This is a genomic window from Paenibacillus sp. J5, from assembly GCF_054955055.1.
In genome coordinates this window covers 19884-38017 of the sequence record NZ_JBUEDD010000011.1, presented here as the reverse complement: position 1 = coordinate 38017, position 18134 = coordinate 19884, and the positions used below count along the sequence as shown (strand labels likewise).

Annotated in this window: 14 protein-coding genes; 9 read left to right on the top strand and 5 right to left on the bottom strand. The window is 56.1% G+C overall.

Translation table 11 applies throughout. The annotated features are described in order from the left end of the window. Positions 1-25: 25 nt before the first annotated feature. Complete coding sequence (locus ACY1JZ_RS19485; RefSeq protein ID WP_462630576.1) at positions 26-916, top strand: SDR family oxidoreductase; 891 nt, start codon at positions 26-28, stop codon at positions 914-916. Between the two features lie 72 nt (positions 917-988). Continuing rightward, a complete protein-coding gene (locus ACY1JZ_RS19480; RefSeq protein ID WP_462630574.1) occupies positions 989-1756 on the top strand; it encodes a M50 family metallopeptidase in 768 nt (255 codons plus the stop codon). A gap of 162 nt (positions 1757-1918) precedes the next feature. Here ACY1JZ_RS19480 and ACY1JZ_RS19475 read toward each other — a convergent pair whose 3' ends face one another. The 3 genes from ACY1JZ_RS19475 to ACY1JZ_RS19465 are packed head-to-tail and all read right to left on the bottom strand — an operon-like array spanning position 1919 to position 6408. Then, complete coding sequence (locus tag ACY1JZ_RS19475; protein ID WP_462630572.1) at positions 1919-2971, bottom strand: sugar ABC transporter substrate-binding protein; 1053 nt, start codon at positions 2969-2971, stop codon at positions 1919-1921. After that, complete coding sequence (locus ACY1JZ_RS19470) at positions 2949-4592, bottom strand: response regulator (protein ID WP_462630570.1); 1644 nt, start codon at positions 4590-4592, stop codon at positions 2949-2951. Before ACY1JZ_RS19470 ends, ACY1JZ_RS19475 begins: the two co-directional genes overlap by 23 nt. Continuing rightward, positions 4567-6408, bottom strand: coding sequence for a cache domain-containing sensor histidine kinase (locus tag ACY1JZ_RS19465; RefSeq protein ID WP_270167386.1), 1842 nt, complete (start codon positions 6406-6408; stop codon positions 4567-4569). Before ACY1JZ_RS19465 ends, ACY1JZ_RS19470 begins: the two co-directional genes overlap by 26 nt. A gap of 357 nt (positions 6409-6765) precedes the next feature. On the opposite strand from ACY1JZ_RS19465, the gene ACY1JZ_RS19460 reads away from it, so the two are divergent. The 5 genes from ACY1JZ_RS19460 (at position 6766) to ACY1JZ_RS19440 (ending at position 12717) form a co-directional block, all read left to right on the top strand. Then, positions 6766-7794 (top strand): ABC transporter substrate-binding protein, encoded by a 1029-nt coding sequence (locus ACY1JZ_RS19460; protein ID WP_462630733.1) that lies wholly within the window; start codon positions 6766-6768, stop codon positions 7792-7794. A 234-nt stretch (positions 7795-8028) separates the two neighbouring features. Further along, positions 8029-9537, top strand: a complete 1509-nt coding sequence (locus ACY1JZ_RS19455) for a sugar ABC transporter ATP-binding protein (RefSeq protein ID WP_270167388.1) — start codon at positions 8029-8031, stop codon at positions 9535-9537. A 3-nt stretch (positions 9538-9540) separates the two neighbouring features. Continuing rightward, the gene (locus ACY1JZ_RS19450) at positions 9541-10572 is read left to right on the top strand and encodes an ABC transporter permease (RefSeq protein WP_270167390.1); all 1032 of its coding nucleotides are present in this window, start codon (positions 9541-9543) and stop codon (positions 10570-10572) included. Continuing rightward, positions 10569-11549: a galactofuranose ABC transporter, permease protein YjfF gene (yjfF, locus tag ACY1JZ_RS19445; protein ID WP_270167392.1), complete on the top strand. Its 981-nt coding sequence runs from the start codon at positions 10569-10571 to the stop codon at positions 11547-11549. The genes ACY1JZ_RS19450 and yjfF overlap by 4 nt, the downstream gene beginning before the upstream one ends. 124 nt (positions 11550-11673) lie before the next feature. Next, on the top strand, positions 11674-12717 hold the full coding sequence (locus ACY1JZ_RS19440; protein WP_462630567.1) for an ABC transporter substrate-binding protein: 1044 nt from the start codon (positions 11674-11676) through the stop codon (positions 12715-12717). A 48-nt stretch (positions 12718-12765) separates the two neighbouring features. On the opposite strand, the gene ACY1JZ_RS19435 is transcribed toward ACY1JZ_RS19440, so the two are convergent. Then, positions 12766-14874 carry a transglycosylase domain-containing protein gene (locus tag ACY1JZ_RS19435; RefSeq protein ID WP_462630565.1) on the bottom strand — a complete coding sequence of 703 codons (2109 nt, stop codon included), beginning with the start codon at positions 14872-14874 and terminating at the stop codon, positions 12766-12768. Between the two features lie 247 nt (positions 14875-15121). Here ACY1JZ_RS19435 and speE point away from each other — a divergent pair, with 247 nt between their 5' ends. Beyond that, on the top strand, positions 15122-15949 hold the full coding sequence (speE, locus tag ACY1JZ_RS19430; protein WP_270167398.1) for a polyamine aminopropyltransferase: 828 nt from the start codon (positions 15122-15124) through the stop codon (positions 15947-15949). An 18-nt stretch (positions 15950-15967) separates the two neighbouring features. Further along, complete coding sequence (speB, locus tag ACY1JZ_RS19425; RefSeq protein ID WP_462630563.1) at positions 15968-16837, top strand: agmatinase; 870 nt, start codon at positions 15968-15970, stop codon at positions 16835-16837. Positions 16838-17259: 422 nt separating this feature from the next. Here speB and ACY1JZ_RS19420 read toward each other — a convergent pair whose 3' ends face one another. After that, complete coding sequence (locus tag ACY1JZ_RS19420) at positions 17260-18102, bottom strand: AraC family transcriptional regulator (protein WP_462630561.1); 843 nt, start codon at positions 18100-18102, stop codon at positions 17260-17262. Between the last annotated feature and the right edge of the window lie 32 nt (positions 18103-18134).

The window sequence follows — 18134 nt, the reverse complement described above, 5'->3', positions numbered from 1 at the left end:
ATGATAAGAGAAGGGGGAGAGCATGATGGGTGAAGCGGGACGCGTAAGCGATAAGGTAGCCGACAAGGTAGCGCTCATAACCGGAACCTCCAGCGGCTTCGGTCTGTTGTCCGCTCTGGAGCTGGCGAGTCGTGGCTACATGGTTATTGCCACGATGCGTGATGTCGCTCAGGGAGGGGAGCTGCTGCGGAGGGCGCGAGAGTCGCAGGTAGAGCGGCGGCTGCGGTGTATCGCGCTGGATGTTACGAATGAATCCCAGATTAGCGAGACTATTGGAGCGGTGCTGGCGGAATATGGCCGCATCGATGTATTGGTCAATAATGCCGGCTATGCCGTCGGAGGCTTCGTCGAGGAGGTGCCGCTTGCCGAGTGGCGACTTCAACTGGAGACGAACTTTTTCGGCCTCGTTGCGGTGACACAAGCGGTGCTGCCTGCTATGCGCGCGCGCCGCTCCGGGCTCATTATTAATGTGAGCAGTATAAGCGGCAGATCGGGCTTCCCCGGATATGGGCCCTATGCCGCCTCGAAGTTCGCTGTCGAGGGCTTCAGCGAGAGCCTACGTCATGAGATGTCAAGCTGGGGCGTGAAGGTGGTGCTGGTCGAGCCGGGCTCCTTCAAGACACCGATCTGGAACAAAGGGCTGCAGAATATGCATACTCGTCCCGGTTCGCCCTACAAGGAGCAATTGGATGCTGTCCTCACCTACTCTCGCCGCTCCGCTGACACAGCGCCTGATCCCATCGGAGTGGCAAGGCTGATCGGCCGCATTACCGCGATGCGCTCGCCCCGATTACGCTATGCGATCGGCCAGGGGTCGCGGCTGCTGCTATGGGGCAAGGCGCTGCTCCCGTGGAAATGGATGGAGTGGGCGATTGCTGCGGGCCTGAAGCAATCCCCTGGCAGCAGGAGGGGGTAGCTCCCCTCCCTGGACGGGGCGAGATTCACTCGTAGTAAGATTAGCGCGAAGCGACACGAAGGGAGCTGACCTATGAATAGTTGGTGGAGAATCATATTATTTCTGATTGGCTCGGCTGTGCTTACCCGCTTTATTCCGTTCTCCTCTTTCTTTCGCAATCTGAATACGTTGATTCATGAATTCGGACATGCGCTGGTCACGCTGCTGCTGTCTGGTCGTGTACTGCGTATCGATCTGAACCCGGATCATAGCGGCGTGACCTACTCCATGCTCCCCTCCTCCTCCTATTGGGGGATCATGTCTGTAAGCCTGGCAGGCTATATTTTGGCGGCGCTGATGTCGGTGCTGCTATTCTACCTGTATTACAAGAAGCTGGCGAAGGCGGGACTGTGGCTCCTTACCGTGATTGCTGTGATCAATGTGGTGTTTTTTGTACATGAGGGCTTCGGCTTCCAATGGCTGCTAGGTCTGATCGTACTGAATGCTGCGGTGCTGTTCATCGGCTCCAGACGGGGACGCGGAAGCTTCGGTGAACTGATGCTACGAGGCTACTATCTGCTTATCGCCTTCCTTATTCTTGAGGAATCTGCGCTCAGCCCGTTGGTGCTCGTCTTCTATTCCTTAACCGAGCCCTCCGCAGCCGGTGACGCTGCCAATCTGGCCGAGCTGACCTCTATCCCGGCATTGGTCTGGTCGCTGCTGTTCACGCTGGTCTCTGTCTATTGTGCGAAGTTATCGCTCGGATGGCTGGCAAGGAGCTGGCGCACTCGGCGCAGCGCAGGCTCGGCCGGGCCTGCTGAAGGCTATCCGTCCGAGCTGCTCCGGGGCCGCCGGATGTAGCAGTCAGCCTAAGCTGCAAACTGTCTGCTAAGGTTGAGAAGAGGGGACTTGAGTAATCGAGGTTCGAGAGTATCCTGGGGAAGAATAAGCACGCATAACAAGTCGGGCATAGACCTGTGTGGGGTCTGCCGGGCTTGCCATGCGTGCTTAACGTTGCGACAGTTATTCCAGCAGCAGCGCCTCAGCAGCGCTGCCCTTCTCATAGATGATCGTGCCTGTGTCGTGAAAGGACTCGATGGGCCCGCTCTGCGCGCTGAGCAGCAGCTCGACGATCCGGTGTCCCCACTCATACTCATTTTGCGATACGGCGGCGGTAACCTGACCATTGTGCAGTGCCTGCTGTATCTCCGGCGTCATGCCGAAGGTGAGCGCAGATCGGCTCAGTCCCTTGGCCTTCCAGATGAGGATGGCATTCGAGCTGGATATGATGTCGAGTGTAGCCAGCCCGTCAAAGTGGGGATGGTCATCAATCATCAACTCCATATCGCTCAGCGCCTTCTGATCGCGCCCCTCGTTGTACTGCACATCCAGCACCTGAATCCGCGTCTCCTCATTCAAATAATTAAGCATGCCCTCCAGCCGCTGGCGCATCGACAGCATCTCGCTCATGCCAGTCTCCACGAGCACCATTCCTTTGCCCTTGAGCAGCTTGTCCATATATTCACCCATCATACGGCCCGAGAGAATATTGTCTGAGCCGATATAGGCGAGCCGCTGACTCTCTGGAGCGTCCGACTCGAAGCAGATCACCTTGATACCCGCCTTGACCGCTTTGTTAATGACGGGTGTTAATGTCACCGGATCGACAGGGTCGATCGCGATGCCGTCCACCCCTTGCTTGATCAGATTCTCCATCATCCGAATCTGTTGCTCCAGGTTCGCCTCATCCGGGGCGCCGACGATGAGGCGAACACCTAGACGCTTCGCCGTCTCCTCGGCCTTGCGCGTGATCATCTCATAGAGACTATGCTGCATCGGATAGATGATGGCGAAGGTATGGCTGTATGAGCTGGCAGGCTGGGCCCGCCGTTCCACCTCATTGCTCCCGCTGGCGCCGCCACCGTAGATGGGCGGGGCTGTATTGTTGCTCGTGCAGGAGGTCAGCAGCAGGGCAAGGAGCAGTGGAATCGCGAGTGCCAGCATGCGGAGCCGCACAGGGCTCGCACAGGCCAGGCGGCTGCGCCCCGTCGTATTATTCCGAGACTGCCGATACATGAGGCCAGGCCCCGCTTTCCTGAGCGCTGCGTCCATCCTGCCCCTGCTTGCGGAAGTCTTTGGCGGTCATGCCGGTCGTTTTCTTGAACAGATGAGAGAAATAATGGGCGTCATTATAACCAACCATGCACGCAATCTCGTAGGTTTTGGCGTTCGTCGTCAGCAGCAGCTCCTTCGCATGACGAATGCGCGTCTGGGTCAAATATTCGATAAATGTCGTGCCCGTCTCCTGACCGAATATTTTGCTCAGATGGCTCGGGCTCACGCCCACATGGCTGGCAGCATCCTGCAAGGTCACATCGTCGCGGCTATACTGCTGGTGAATATACTCCTTCACCTTATCGATAATGACCGCGTACTTGCCTGCGGATTCATTGCGCAGCGAGATCAGCTCCTCCGCCAGTCGTCTCAGGAAGGTCGTCGCTTGCTCATAGCTGGCCACGTTGCGAATCTGCGCTTGCCACCGATGCAGCCGCTGCTCCAGGGTGTCCGGCTCCTTGAGCGTCTCATGGACGGCGTGAATCGATTCCAGCGTCAGATCGTTCAGCAGATAATAGCCATACAACGAGGAGCGCCAGTCCACCTGCCTCAGCGGTGCAGAGAAGGAGGTGATGAACTCGTCGCACTGCTGTAGTGTTCCGGTACGGAGAAAATGGAATAGTCGTCCGCGCTCGAGCATGACCGCTTGCGTCCACCCTCCACCATTGCGTTGCAGCTCCCGCTGGTTAATGCCGATCATCAGCAGGAAGGTTTTGTCCTCATCTGCCTCCATGTAGGAGACATGAATGCCCTGCAAGCGGCTGTGCACCTTGCCTCTGCCAAGCACGATCCAGCCTCCGGCCTTCTCCTCCACGACAGGGAGCACCTCGCTTCCCAGGCGCGACAGCAGGGTCTCTACCTGCAGGATCGACTCGCCCTGCACGATCCAGACCGCCTCCGTGCGACTACGCCGGAACACATGCACCAGATGATGATTCGGGATGGCAGCAGAGATAAACTCTTGGGCTTGCTGTACGGTCTCCGGGCTGACCGGATTGCCTGCCGGGTTATCAGGGCGAATATCCGTGATCGCGGCAGCGTAGTAAGGCGCGCTAAGCTTGAGTCCGACCGCATCCGCCTCATGGAGCGCATCCGCTGTGGACAGCATGCCGCAGCACAGGTCATTCATCAGTTTATCGAGCTTGAGCGAGAGGTGGCCGTTGACCATCTCCTCCATCTGCAGCAGCCGATCCTTCTGGATTCGCTCCTGGTCGATGCGCGCCGAGATGGTATGCAGCAGCGCGAGCAGATCAGCGGAGCTGACAGGCTTCAGGCAATATTCCTCTACGCCGAGTTGAATCGCCGTCTTGGCATAGGTGAACTCGTCATGACCGCTTAGAATGATAATCTTGACCTCGGGCATCCGTTGACGAACGATCCGGCACAGCTCGAGCCCATCCATGAACGGCATCTTGATGTCGGTAATCAGTATATCGGGCTGATGCTTCTCGATTAGCGGCAGCGCCATCTCTCCATCAGGCGCGTCTCCGCATAGATGAAAGCCCTCCTTCTCCCAGGGAATGCAGTCTCTGATGCTCTCTCGGATCAGAATCTCGTCATCCACTAGCAATATCTTTTTCATCCCAGTTCACCCCGTTCGAGATGGGCAGCCGCACGATAATGCGGGTTCCCTCTTGATATTGACTTTCTATCTCCAGTCCATACACTTCGCCATGGAACAGTCGCAGCCGCTGGTGTACGTTACGGAGTCCGAAGCCCGCGCCTTGATCCTCGCGGCCTGTCTCCTCGGAACCGGATTGCTGATGGAGTCCAGCCCGCACGATGGCTAGCCTCTCCGGCTGCATGCCCGGCCCATTGTCTTCGACATAGATCAGCAGCTCGCCGCGGCTGCCTGCCTGGCACCCGATGCGAATCAGCCCCATGCCTCTCCGGTTCTTGATGCCATGATAGATGGCATTCTCCACCAGAGGCTGCAGCGTCATCTTGAGGATCGGGACGCGGTGGACCGCGGCGGGCACATCAATCTCATATTGCAGAATATCACGGTAGCGCATCTGCTGGATCGTCAGATAGCTGCGAACATGCTCCAGCTCCTCCTGGAGTGTGATCCAGTCCTTCCCCTTATTCAGGCCGATGCGGAAGAACTGCGATAACGCCTGCACCAGCTTGATGACCTTGTCATTCTGACCGACCTCGGCCAGCCATAGGATGGAGTCAAGCGTATTGTACAAGAAATGCGGGTTAATCTGTGCTTGCAGCGTGCGCAGCTCCGACTTCTTAATCTGCTCCTGCTCGTGAATGCTCTGCGTCAGGAGCGCCTTAATCTTGCCGAGCATAATATTGAAGCTGTTGCCCAGATCGGCAATCTCGTCATAGCCTGTCGGAACGACCTTCGCCTCCAGATAGCCAGAGGCGGCATGGCGCATCTTGTTCTTCAGAATCTGAATCGGCTTCGTCAGCTTGGAGGTGATATAGAAGTAGAGCACGATAATAAATACAATGCTGAGCGTGACGCTCACAAAGATGAGACGGCGAATGCCAGCGGCTTCCTTCATGACCTCGTCCAGCGGTACCTGCCCGACAATCGTCCAGCCCGTCTCCTGTGAGGTGGTGAAGACGATGAATTGCGGCTTGCCTGGCGACGGGTCTACATATTGACCTTCGACTTCGTCCAGCCTCTGAGCCTGCGGGATGAGCGGCTGAGCCAATGTGCCGCTTGTCAGCCGATCCGGCTGAAAGATGAGCTGTCCATCCCCGTTCAGCACGTAGAAATAACCGGTGTCGCCAATCTGGACATTGTCGCAGAACTGCTCGATAATCGCATCATTCAAGTCAATCAGGATAAAGCCGATGACCTGATGGGTAATGGGCTGCTTGACGGTGGCTACAATCGTAATGACCTTGCGCCCGGCATAGTCCGAGCCATCGATGTTGGTTGTCGCCTCCTCTGCTCCCGGAGTCAGGTGCAGGATCCGCTCCGGGTTATTGTATAGATGATTAAAGCTGGATATTTTGAGCGGGTCTGTATCCAACTGGAAGACGCCCTTGCGTTCGCTGATGCCTTTGCCGTAAATATTGATCATCGTGACGTTGAGTACGCTTTCATTATACTTGTAGGTCTCACGATAGAGCTTATAAGCCTTCAGAATCTCTTTGGCATCCTCATATGTCTCACTTTGGGAAAACAGGAAATGGCGTACATTCTGATTGTTCTCCAGCTCGAGCAGCCGGCTCGTATCGCGAAACAGCACATCAATATCACGACTGAGCTGGTCGGCCACGAGGGCATTGGCGGCTTTGCTATGATCCGATATGATATGAAACGATTTCTGATAGGAGACGATCCCTACCGTAATGAGAGGAATTGACGTCAGGATGACGAACAGGACGAGCATCTTCGTTCGAAAGCTGGAATACAGACGGCGAAAAAGCTTCATAGTTTATACCGTCCTCTGCTGTGAGGTCATGCAAGGATAGCGATAGCAGCACAGACACAGGCCCATATACTGAGCTTCATGCGATGGGATGCACCTCACCTCCTTGCAAACGTGAGTGAACATGTTTACACCGTTACTATACCAAAAAAGCCTCCTATCAGCCAGAAGCAATGCTCCCCCATAAAAATTTACAGTTTTATCACAAAAAAACGAAGTAAACCATAGATAACGTTTTCATTTTCGCAAAAAAACCCATCAAACTCTTATCATCCTCCGTATCAAACGATTGAAAGCGATTTTATAATGAAAGCACACCAGTTGACGGTGAACACTAGGGAGGTTTTGGATGTGGTAAATATGAAAAAAGGCGGAATGATGCTTCTTTTAGCACTTGCAATGACAACTGTAGCAGCTTGCGGAAGCGGAGGCAGCACAGGCGGCAATGCGCCGTCCACAGGAGAAAAGCCAGCTACGACAACAGAGACAAAGAGCAATGAAGCAGCGGCTGACAAAAAGATCGTGCTGGGCTTCTCCCAGGTAGGTGCGGAGAGCGGCTGGCGTACAGCCAATACAGACTCCATCAAATCGGCTGCATCGGAAGCAGGCCTGGAGCTGAAATTCTCGGACGCGCAACAAAAACAAGAGAACCAGATTAAAGCGATCCGTTCGTTTATTCAACAAAAAGTAGACGTGATTGCATTCTCCCCTGTAGTTGAATCCGGCTGGGATACCGTATTGAAGGAAGCGAAGGATGCTGGCATTCCAGTCGTTCTGACGGACCGTTCGGTTGATTCCCAGGATGATTCCCTGTATGTAACCTTCATCGGCTCGGACTTCGTAGAGGAAGGCCGCAAAGCAGGCGAGTGGCTCGTAGAGAAAATGAAGGACGAAACCAATGTCAATATCGTAGAGCTGCAAGGAACAACAGGCTCCGCTCCGGCGATCGACCGCAAAACGGGCTTCGAAGAAATCATCTCCAAGGATTCCAAGTTTAAAGTTGTCGCTTCCCAAACCGGTGACTTCACTCGTGCCAAGGGTAAAGAAGTAATGCAAGCGTTCCTGAAAGCGCAAAAAGACATCGACGTCCTGTACGCTCACAATGATGACATGGCTCTGGGTGCCATCCAAGCGATCGAAGAAGCTGGACTGAAGCCAGGCGAGGACATCATCATCATCTCGATCGATGGCATCAAGGATGCATTCGTAGCGATGACCGAAGGCAAGATCAACCTGGTGGTTGAGTGTAACCCGCAATTCGGACCACAGCTGATGGACATCATCAAGGATGTCGTTGCTGGCAAAGAAGTGCCGAAGCGCATCGCAGTTGAAGAAGGCGTGTTCCCGATGGAAACGGCTGCAGAAGCACTGCCGAAAAGAACGTATTAAGATTAGCACTGCCAAGAATGCTGGCTCTTGCCTCTTATAACAGAGGCGGGGCGCACTCTTGCAAGCAGGCGGAAGATAAGCCGCATCGTGCATGCTCGGTCACGCGCGGGCGGCTTTTTTTGAAATTTCCACGCGGAATAGAGGTCAAGTCTTCCTTGGGGAAGAGGCCAGCCAATTGCGCGTGTATACGAGAGAAGCAGGACAGGCGGAGGTATGGAAAGGAGTGCAGAGAAAATGAAAGAAGCGAAGCCTCTATTATTAATGAAAGGCATCTGCAAGGAGTTCCCCGGTGTTAAGGCGCTGGACAATGTTAATTTCCGGCTGTTCCCTGGAGAGGTGCACGCACTGATGGGAGAGAACGGCGCCGGAAAATCGACGCTGATCAAGGTGCTGACCGGTGTATATGAGATTGATCAGGGGGATGTGACACTGGATGGTCAGGCCATCCATATCAGCAACCCGCTTGAAGCGCAGGAGGCTGGCATCAGCACGGTGTACCAGGAGGTTAACCTGTGTCCGAATCTCTCGGTCGCAGAGAATATCTTCATCGGTCGCGAGCCGCGCCGCTTCGGGGCGATCCGCTGGAAGGAGATGAATGTCCGCTCCAAGGAGCTGCTGAAGCGGATGCAGGTGGATATTGATGTGACCTTGCCTCTGCAGTCGTATTCGATTGCTATCCAGCAGTTGGTTGCGATCGCGCGTGCGCTGAATGTCTCGGCCAAGGTGCTCATACTGGATGAGCCAACGTCGAGCCTGGATGAGAAGGAGGTCGAGCAGCTATTCCAGGTGATGCGCAGGCTAAAGCAGGAGGGGATGGCGATTCTGTTCGTCTCGCACTTCCTTGACCAGATCTATAACATCTCCGACCGGCTGACCATTCTGCGGAACGGGCAACTGATCGGTGAATATGAGATCGACAAGCTGACACAGATTGAGCTGGTCACCAAGATGATCGGCAAGGATCTGGAGCAGCTCGATGATCTGCCGAAGAAGGACAGACAAGCGCTGGCCAAGGCTGAAACCTTCCTTACCGCCAAAGGGCTGGGAATGCAAGGGGCAATCGAGCCATTCGAGCTGGAGGTCAAGCGAGGCGAAGTGGTCGGATTGGCCGGATTGCTCGGCTCGGGGCGGACGGAGCTGGCTCGCCTGTTCTTCGGAGCAGACCGCGCAGACCGCGGAGAGCTGCATATCCGGGACAAGCGCACCCAGCTGAGCAATCCGCGCCAGGCGATCGCACAAAAAATCGCCTTCTGCTCGGAAAACCGCAAAACGGAAGGCATCGTCGAGGATCTGTCGGTGCGGGAGAATATTATATTGGCCATGCAGGCATCCAAGGGCTGGCTGCGCTCGATCCCGCGCAAGCGTCAAGATGAGATTGCTCTCGAATATATCAAATTGCTCAACATTAATCCGCCGAACCCGGATCAGTTGATCCGCAACCTAAGCGGAGGCAATCAGCAGAAGGTGCTGCTTGCCAGATGGCTGCTGACAGAGCCGGATCTGCTCATACTCGATGAGCCGACGCGCGGCATCGACGTAGGCGCCAAGACCGAAATTCAGAAGCTGGTGGTCAACCTGTCCGCCAAGGGAATGTCCTTCATCTTCATCTCTTCCGAGCTGGAGGAGGTGCTGCGGGTGAGCCACAAAATCGCGGTATTGCGTGACCGCCGCAAGGTGAGAGAGCTGGAGAACGAAGGGATTACCCAGCAGACGATAATGCACGCGATAGCAGGGGGGAACTAGACAATGACCAAATTAACCAAGCATCGGTTGTTCTGGCCGTTGGTCGTGCTTGCCATACTGCTGCTGATCAACGTCATGTTTACACCGGACTTTTTCTCCATCCGTATGCAGAACGGTCATTTATATGGAAGCTTGATTGATATTCTTCACTTTGGTGCGCCGCTCATTCTGGTTGCACTCGGTATGACGCTTGTTATCGCGACCAAGGGCATTGACCTGTCGGTAGGATCAATTGTCGCTATTACCGGAGCCGTCGCTTGTCTGGATATTAGCCGCAGCGCGGATCAGAATTCAGTGGTTGTCGTGCTGGCCGCTGTCGGCATTGCCCTGCTGCTGTCGATTGTACTGGGCGTATGGAACGGCTTCCTCGTCGCAGGGGTCGGCATTCAGCCGATCATTGCGACCTTGATTCTGATGGTCGCCGGTCGCGGGATTGCCCAGCTTGTAACAAGCGGGCAGATTCTGACCATCTCCAGCTCCCCCTATAAGCTGATCGGGGGCGGGTACTGGCTGACATTGCCCTTCTCCATCCTCATCGTAGCGGTGCTATTCGCAGCGACCGTGCTGCTGACGCGCAAGACAGCGCTGGGTCTGTTCATTGAGGCTGTAGGGTGCAACCCGTCCGCGAGCCGTCTGGCGGGCATTCGCTCCAAGCTGATGATCTCGCTGGTATATGTCGTCTGCGCATTGTTTGCCGGTGTGGCTGGCCTGATGCTGACCTCGAACGTATCGAGCGCCGACGGCAACAACGCGGGTCTATGGATCGAGTTGGACGCGATTTTGGCGGTTGTAATCGGCGGCACAGCATTGACAGGCGGACGCTTCTACCTGAGCGGCACGCTGGTGGGCGCGCTCATCATCCAGACGCTGACGACGACCATCTATACGGTCGGCGTACCACCTGAGATTACACTCGTGGTGAAGGCGTTTGTTGTAATGGCAGTATGTCTCATTCAATCCCCGGCTTTCCGGGAAAGGCTGGTTAAGCGCAAGTCCTCTCGTCAACAATCCAGCCGGAAAGGAGTTGCGGCATGATTCAACGTCTTATGCCCAAGCAGCAGTTTATACCGATTGCTGCAACTATTGCACTGTTTCTTGTCATGTTTGCAGCAGGCTCGTACCGTTATACCGGATTTTTCTCCTTGCAGGTCATACTGAATCTGTTCATTGATAATGCGTTCCTGATCGTGACGGCTGTTGGCATGACCTTCGTCATCCTCACTGGGGGCATCGATCTGTCGGTCGGCTCGGTCATCGCCTTGTCGACGATGATCTCGGCCAGCCTGGTGCAGCAGCAAGGCTGGCCGCCGGCTATCGTCATCCCGCTGGTGCTGTTCATCGGCTCCATGTTCGGATTTATTATGGGCGCAATCATCCATTATTTTAAGATTCAACCGTTCATCGTGACATTGGCCGGGATGTTTCTCGCCCGCGGCCTCTGCTATGTCATCAGCATCAATACAATCTCGATTAACCATCCGTTCTATACATGGGTCGCTCAGACGAAGGTTCCGCTGCCGGGTAACCACTTCATCTCCATCAGCGTTATCATTGCGCTGGTCGTCGTAGCCGCTGCCTTCTTTGTGGCGCACTACACCCGACTGGGCCGCAATATGTACGCATTGGGCGGCGGCGAGCAATCTGCGCTGCTCATGGGTCTTCCCGTTGCGCAGACGAAGATTGCTGTCTATACGATCAGCGGCTTCTGCTCCGCGCTGGCGGGCGTGATCTTCACCTTCTACATGCTGTCAGGCTATGGCCTGCATGCCGTTGGCATGGAGCTGGACACGATCGCTGCGGTGGTAATCGGCGGCACATTGCTGACGGGCGGCTTCGGCTATGTAATCGGTACGCTGTTCGGCGTGCTGATCCAGGGCATCATTCAGACGATGATTATGTTTGAGGGAACGCTCAGCTCCTGGTGGACGAAGATCGCGATCGGCGTCCTGTTGTTCCTGTTCATTCTGCTGCAACGCATCATCGTATCCAGGCGACAGACAGCCAAGTCATAGCTGGATTCGCTTGCAGGCTCTGCTATGTGAGGGAGCCTGCCGGACATGTCCGTAACAACCAGGTTGCGGGCATGTCCTTGTTTGCATTTGTAGGCTATAATAAGGTAACAGGAGGGAGATGAACGTGAGAAGAGCGTTGCGCTTCATTTTGTTTCCGCTTACATGTTTGTTGATATTTGTGTATTTAACTGGCTGCCAGTCTACGGCCGAGATAGCGCCGATGGAGGTGATGCCTGTCGTATCCGATCTGCCCTCTGGCGAGCTGCGGATGGAGGAGCAGGAGACGCGCCGGATCGTTGTCGGCTTCTCGCAATTAGGTACGGAAAGCTATTGGCGCATCGCGAACTCTCGCTCCATCCAGGAGGCGGCCAAGGAATATGGCATTGAACTGATCTACCGCAATGCGGAGCAGTCACAGGAGAAGCAGTTCGAGGCGATCCGCCAGTTCATGAAGGAGAAGGTAGATGTCATTGTATTCTCTCCTGTCGTTGAATATGGCTGGGAGCCGATTCTGAAGGAAGTGAAGCAGGCCGGCATTCCGGTCATTATCGTTGACCGATCGGTCGATGTCACGGACCATTCGTTATTTGTGACGCTGATGGGGTCCGATTTCTATGACGAGGGTCGTAAGGCAGGCAAATATCTGCTCGACAAGCTGATGGAGCAGGTCGGGCCGATCGGCATAGCGGAGCTCAAGGGGACAGTCGGCTCGACACCTTCCATCGAACGCAAGCGCGGCTTCGAGGACACGATTGCCGAGCGCCCTGATCTGAAGATCGTGAAGAGCGAATATGCGAATTTTACGGTGGAGGACGGCAAGCGGGTCATGGCGAAAATGCTGCTCGAGATGGGGCGCGACATTTCGGTGCTCTATGCCCATAATGACGACATGGCGCTTGGGGCGATCGAAGCGATCGAGGAATATGGCCTCAAGCCGGGCAAGGATATTATCATCATTAGCGTGGACGGCACCCGTGCTATTTTTGAGCTGATGGTCGAAGGCAAGGTGAACTGTGTGGTCGAGTGCAATCCGCTGCTGGGCCCGCAGTTGATGATGGCGGTCAAGGAGCTGATGGAGGGGCGCAGTCTGCCGAAGCGAATCGTCACCAAGGAAAGTGTCTATACCGAAGGAATGGCTGAGAAGGAGATTGCCGACCGCAAATACTAGCGCTCGGCAATCTCCCTAGAATGTGCGAAGCAGATGCTGCCGCTTCCCCTAGCTTTCCCACCACCGCTTCAGGTGCTGCCACCAGGAGCGGTTCTTCGGCATGTCTGCTGGCGCCCGCGGCTTCTGGGCTGGCTCCGGCTCGGCCTCCTCTGTCAGCGAGGCGCAATACTCCGTCGGCTCTGTCCCGGCCACGAACGCCTCCAGACGCTGCTGCTGCGAGCAGTCCTTGGTCGCCAGCTTGCCAGTCAGCGGGTCGATATAGACGCTGACGACCCCCTCCGGCACGGGGAACAGCTTGGGCGGCACCGCCTCGAGCGCGCCTTCGAGGAAGTCGGCGAAGATCGGCGCGGCCTTGTGCGCCTCCGCGGATGTGATGACACGCCCTTTGTCATAGCCCACCCATACCGCGGCGGCGAGCTCCGGGGTGTAGCCGACCAGCCAGGCATCCGCCGCAGTCGTTCCGGTTTTGCCCGCCACCGGCCGCTTGATCGCGGCCGCGACCCGGTTGCCTGTGCCGCCAGTCTCGAACACGCTCTCCAGCAGCGAAGTCATGACATAGGCCTGTGCCGGGGCAAGGACTTGCTTCCGGGTTGGCTTGGCCTCGTACAGCACTTCGCCACGCCCGTTCTCGATGCGCAGAATAGCGATCGGCTCGGTGTGCACGCCTTCGGCGGCCAGCGCGCTATAGGCGGAAGCCATCTCTAGCGGGCTTACCGGGAACGTGCCGAGCGCAAGCGAAGGGACAGGAGCGAGCTCACTCTCGATGCCAAGCCTGCGTGCGGTCGTAATTACTTTATCTGCTCCGACCGCCATCAGTGTGCTGACAGCATAGATATTGTCCGAGCTGGCGATAGCTGTTCGCATGTCGATCTCCCGTTCAAAGTAACGGTTATTGTAATTATGCGGCTCATAGGTGCGGCGTCCCTCGTCATAGGAGAATACGGTGGGCTCGCTGCGGAATCGGCTGACGGGAGTCATTCCCCCCTCCGCCAATGCCGTCACATAGACGAGCGGCTTGAAGGAGGAGCCCGGCTGTCTGGTTGTCGCGAGCGCGCGGTTATACTGGTTCGCCTTGTAATCTCGTCCGCCGACCATGGCCTTCACATAGCCGTTCCGGGGATCGATCGCAACCAGTGCGGCCTGCAGCTCGCCCTCGGCGGGCAGCCCCTTGGCAACGGCTGCCTCCGCCGCCCGCTGCGCGCTCTGATCGAGCGTCGTATAGATGCGGACGCCGCCCTCGTTCAGGAGCTGCTCGTCCACGCCGAGCTGCTGAACGGCTACCTGGCGGACATAATCGCGGAAGTAGGGGGCGAAGCCCTCGCTCATCCCCTCTTCGAGCGTGCGAAGCGCCAATAGCTCGGCATAGGCGCTCTTAGCCTGCTCCTCTGTAATGGAACCGTCCTCGGCGAGTATGGACAGCACCAGCCTCTGCCGATCCTTGGCCTTTTTCATATTGTTATACGGAGAGTAGTAAGTTGGACCCTTGGGTATCCCTGCAAGCAGAGCGCTCTCGGCCAGTGACAGCTCGCGCGCGGATTTGCCGAAGTAGAGCTGGCTGGCGGCCTCGATGCCGTAGGCTCCATGCCCATAGTAGATCTGGTTCAGATACATCTCCAGAATCTGATCCTTGGAATAGTTCATCTCAAGCTGAAGCGTGTAGACCGCTTCCTTCAGCTTGCGCTTCCAGGTACGCTCGTGAGAGAGGTACAGGTTGCGGGCTAGCTGCTGGGTGAGCGTGCTTGCCCCCTGCTTCTTGGAGCCGCTCTCCAGGTTCACGACGACTGCACGCGCCATCCCCTTGAGATCAAAGCCTGGATGGTCGTAGAAGCGTTGATCCTCCACCGCTACGGTAGCTTGCACCAGATAGGGCGAGACCGCGGAGAGCGGCACGGAGCGCCGGTTCTCACCCGCATGGAAGGTGTCGATGACATTGCCGTGCAGATCATACATTTGCGAGGACTGGCTGATGCTTGTTGCAGGCAGAGCCTGAGAGCGCAGGTAGAGGAGCAGCCCGCAGCCAGCGACCAGCCCTATGACGACAGTCAGTCCGATCAGCTTGGCTAGCCTGACAAGCCTGCGCTTTTGCGGGCGTTCCTTGGGAGCGAAGAGGCGCGATGGTCCGCGATGACCGCGGCTGAACAAGGACTTGCGTATCATGATCTGCTCCTTCCGTCTGACGAGGCGGCTGTGCAGGTTGCTTCGGCAGACCCTTCCTTTTATTCTATTAGTATGGAAAATCATGAGACTTCCTATTCATGTCCACGCTCTGTTCATAAGCAGCCATGAAGCCATGCTGATCCTGTACGCTGAATATTTGCAATTGTTCGGTTTCAGAGGTTGCTTTTTGCTGTCGTTTTACTATAATTACGGAAGACACAATGACGGAAGGAAGGGATCATTTCTTATGGAACTGTGGTATACCGAGAAGCAGACGGAGTCGTTCGGCATTACAGCCAAGGTCAAGGAAACCTATGTTAGCGAGCAGACGGAGTTTCAGAAGCTGGATATGATCGAGACCGAAGAGTTCGGCACGATGCTCGTTCTGGACGGCATGGTGATGACCACAGTCAAGGATGAGTTCGTCTATCATGAGATGGTTGCGCACCCTGTGCTGTTTACCCACCCAAGCCCGGAGCATGTGCTGGTAGTAGGTGGCGGCGACGGCGGCGTTATCCGCGAGATTATGAAGCATCCGAAGGTGAAGAAGGCTGTGCTGGTCGATATTGACGGCAAAGTAATCGAGTATTCGAAGAAATATTTGCCGATGATCGCCGGCGAGCTGGACAACCCTCGCGTCGAAGTGATCGTCAATGATGGCTTCATGCATATCCACGACCATAAGAATACCTATGATGTCATTATGGTAGACTCGACAGAGCCGGTCGGGCCTGCGGCCAATCTGTTCACGCGTGGCTTCTATCAAGGCATCTATGAAGCGCTCAAGGAAGACGGCATCTTCGTGGCGCAGACAGATAACCCATGGTTCAAGTCCGAGCTGATCCAGAGCGTGAACAAGGATGTCAAGGAAGTGTTCCCGATCGTGCGCGTGTATGGCGCGAACATCCCGACCTATCCGAGCGGCCTGTGGACCTTCACCTTGGGGAGCAAGAAGTACGACCCGCTCGAAGTGGACGAGTCCTCGATTCCCGACATTCAGACCCAATACTACTCTCCGCGTCTTCACAAGGCGGCGTTCGTGCTGCCCAAATTTGTTGAAGATCTCGTGAAGTAGCCAGAAGGAGAGACCGATATGAAACTTGATCAGCAATATTCAGGCAATGTATTCATCCTCAGCTCCGAGGATTATGAGGCTTCCAAGGCCGTCATCTATGGCATGCCGATGGACTATACCGTATCCTTCCGCCCAGGCTCCCGCTTTGGCCCGGCCCGCATCCGCGAGGTGTCGATCGGCCTGGAGGAATACAGCCCCTATCTCGACCGCAGTCTGGAGGACATCCGTTACTTCGACGCTGGCGATCTGCTGCTTCCGTTCGGCAATGCAGCGCGCAGCCTGGACATCATCGGCGAATTCGTGCGCGGGGTACTGGCTGATGGCAAGATGCCTGTCGGACTTGGCGGCGAGCATCTCGTCTCCTGGCCGATCTTCCAGGAGATGTATGCGAAATACCCGGACCTGGCGATCATCCACTTCGATGCGCACACTGACCTGCGCGAGCAGTATGAGGGGGAGCCGCTGTCGCACTCCACGCCGCTGCGCAAGGCGGCTGAGCTGATCGGCGGCAACAATATCTATCAATTCGGCATTCGCTCCGGGTCCCGTGAGGAATGGGCGTATGCGCGAGAGCATATTCATTTCCATCCGTTCGAGGTTGCCGAGCCGCTCAAGAAGGTGCTGCCATCGCTGGAGGGACGCCCAGTCTATCTGACGATTGACATCGATGTGCTAGATCCATCATGCGCTCCAGGCACCGGTACTGCTGAGGCGGGCGGAATCACCTCCAAGGAGCTGCTGGATGCTGTGCATGCCATTGCCCGTTCTGGTGTGAATGTGGTAGGCTGCGATCTGGTGGAGGTTGCTCCGGCCTACGACCCGACAGAGCAGACGCAGATTGTGGCGTCCAAGGTGATTCGGGAGATGCTGCTTGGCTTCATCAAGTAGATCGTTAAATTCTGTGCACTTCCGCCCTGTGTAGGTGCGATGCTCTTGCATTTTGCGAAAAATCGGGTAATATAAGTGCTAACATACATTGCAAGGCTATAGTGTGAACAGCAAGGAACGGGAGAGTATGCTGCAGCCGTCTGCACAAGCGAGCCGGGAGGGTGGAAGCCGGCGCAGAGCTCGGCATATGCGCACCCGGGAGTTGATGGCTTGAAAGGGAGCTGCGCCGTGATACCTGCTTGCGCATCAGCAGGCAACTATTGGCAGGCGCATCGTCTTCCCGCGTAGAGCGATCCGGTCATTCCGTTATCATGCTTGAGAGGATTGGCGCGTATACGCGCTGATGCCAGAAGAGTGGTACCGCGGTTAACCCCGTCTCTTTGACAGAGACGGGGTTTGTTTGTTTTACGTGGCTGTATCGGCTACAGGGCATGCAGATGAATGCTGCGGAACACTGTAGGCGTCAGCCCCTCCTGTCTCTTGAACAGCTTGATGAAGTAGCTGGGATGATCATAGCCGACCTGGACAGCGATCTCCTTAATCTCCGCCTGCGGATGCCGCAGCAGCAGCTCCTTGGCCTTGCGAATGCGCAGCCGGGTCAGATATTCGATCGGCCGCACGCCGAGCGCCCGCTGGAACAGCACACAAGTATGCTGCGGACTGACACCTAGCAGAGAGGCCAGCTCCTGTAACGTAATCGGACGGCTGTAGTGCTGCTCCATATAGTTGAGCACCGGGGTTAAGGTGTCCATCTGCTGATTGCGCGAGCGCAGCTCGCTGCGGGAGCCGTATCGGTACAGATCGAGCATCAGCGAGTAGAGCGAGGCCGAGACCTCCAGCCCGGTCGTCGGGTGAGGGTGTGTCAGCATCAGATTCATCTCCTGCAGATGCTTGAGAGTGACGTCCGGGTCGCTGAGGTAGAACACATCTGAGCGGTATAGCTCCAGATCCTGCAATATCTCGGAGGCACGATGACCAGAGAAGGTGACCCAGCGGATCGTCCACGGCTCCGCCACAGGACGGTACGCATGAGGCTCATTGGGCAGCAGCAGGAACCCCTGTCCCTGAGAGACGGTATACTCACGGCCTGGCAGCATCAGCTTGCCCTGTCCGCTCAGTGTCTGCAGCCACTGGTAGTGGGCATAGCCATCGGGGCGATCCATGGCCGCCTGGTTGATCCAGCCGCCGAGACTGGTGAGATACAGCGGCAGGCGGTGCTCGAGATCTGTGCGGATGGGAAACAGGTTGAAATTGATAGCAAGCACATCCCTTCTATAGCCTGGGTCGAAGACTGTAA

What these genes read in the sequence shown, in the direction of transcription:
- ACY1JZ_RS19485 (WP_462630576.1), top strand. Translation starts at nt 26, where the DNA reads ATGGGTGAAGCGGGACGCGTAAGCGATAAGGTAGCCGACAAGGTAGCG.
- ACY1JZ_RS19480 (WP_462630574.1), top strand. Translation starts at nt 989, where the DNA reads ATGAATAGTTGGTGGAGAATCATATTATTTCTGATTGGCTCGGCTGTG.
- ACY1JZ_RS19475 (WP_462630572.1), bottom strand. Translation starts at nt 2,971, where the DNA reads ATGTATCGGCAGTCTCGGAATAATACGACGGGGCGCAGCCGCCTGGCC.
- ACY1JZ_RS19470 (WP_462630570.1), bottom strand. Translation starts at nt 4,592, where the DNA reads ATGAAAAAGATATTGCTAGTGGATGACGAGATTCTGATCCGAGAGAGC.
- ACY1JZ_RS19465 (WP_270167386.1), bottom strand. Translation starts at nt 6,408, where the DNA reads ATGAAGCTTTTTCGCCGTCTGTATTCCAGCTTTCGAACGAAGATGCTC.
- ACY1JZ_RS19460 (WP_462630733.1), top strand. Translation starts at nt 6,766, where the DNA reads ATGAAAAAAGGCGGAATGATGCTTCTTTTAGCACTTGCAATGACAACT.
- ACY1JZ_RS19455 (WP_270167388.1), top strand. Translation starts at nt 8,029, where the DNA reads ATGAAAGAAGCGAAGCCTCTATTATTAATGAAAGGCATCTGCAAGGAG.
- ACY1JZ_RS19450 (WP_270167390.1), top strand. Translation starts at nt 9,541, where the DNA reads ATGACCAAATTAACCAAGCATCGGTTGTTCTGGCCGTTGGTCGTGCTT.
- yjfF (WP_270167392.1), top strand. Translation starts at nt 10,569, where the DNA reads ATGATTCAACGTCTTATGCCCAAGCAGCAGTTTATACCGATTGCTGCA.
- ACY1JZ_RS19435 (WP_462630565.1), bottom strand. Translation starts at nt 14,874, where the DNA reads ATGATACGCAAGTCCTTGTTCAGCCGCGGTCATCGCGGACCATCGCGC.
- speE (WP_270167398.1), top strand. Translation starts at nt 15,122, where the DNA reads ATGGAACTGTGGTATACCGAGAAGCAGACGGAGTCGTTCGGCATTACA.
- speB (WP_462630563.1), top strand. Translation starts at nt 15,968, where the DNA reads ATGAAACTTGATCAGCAATATTCAGGCAATGTATTCATCCTCAGCTCC.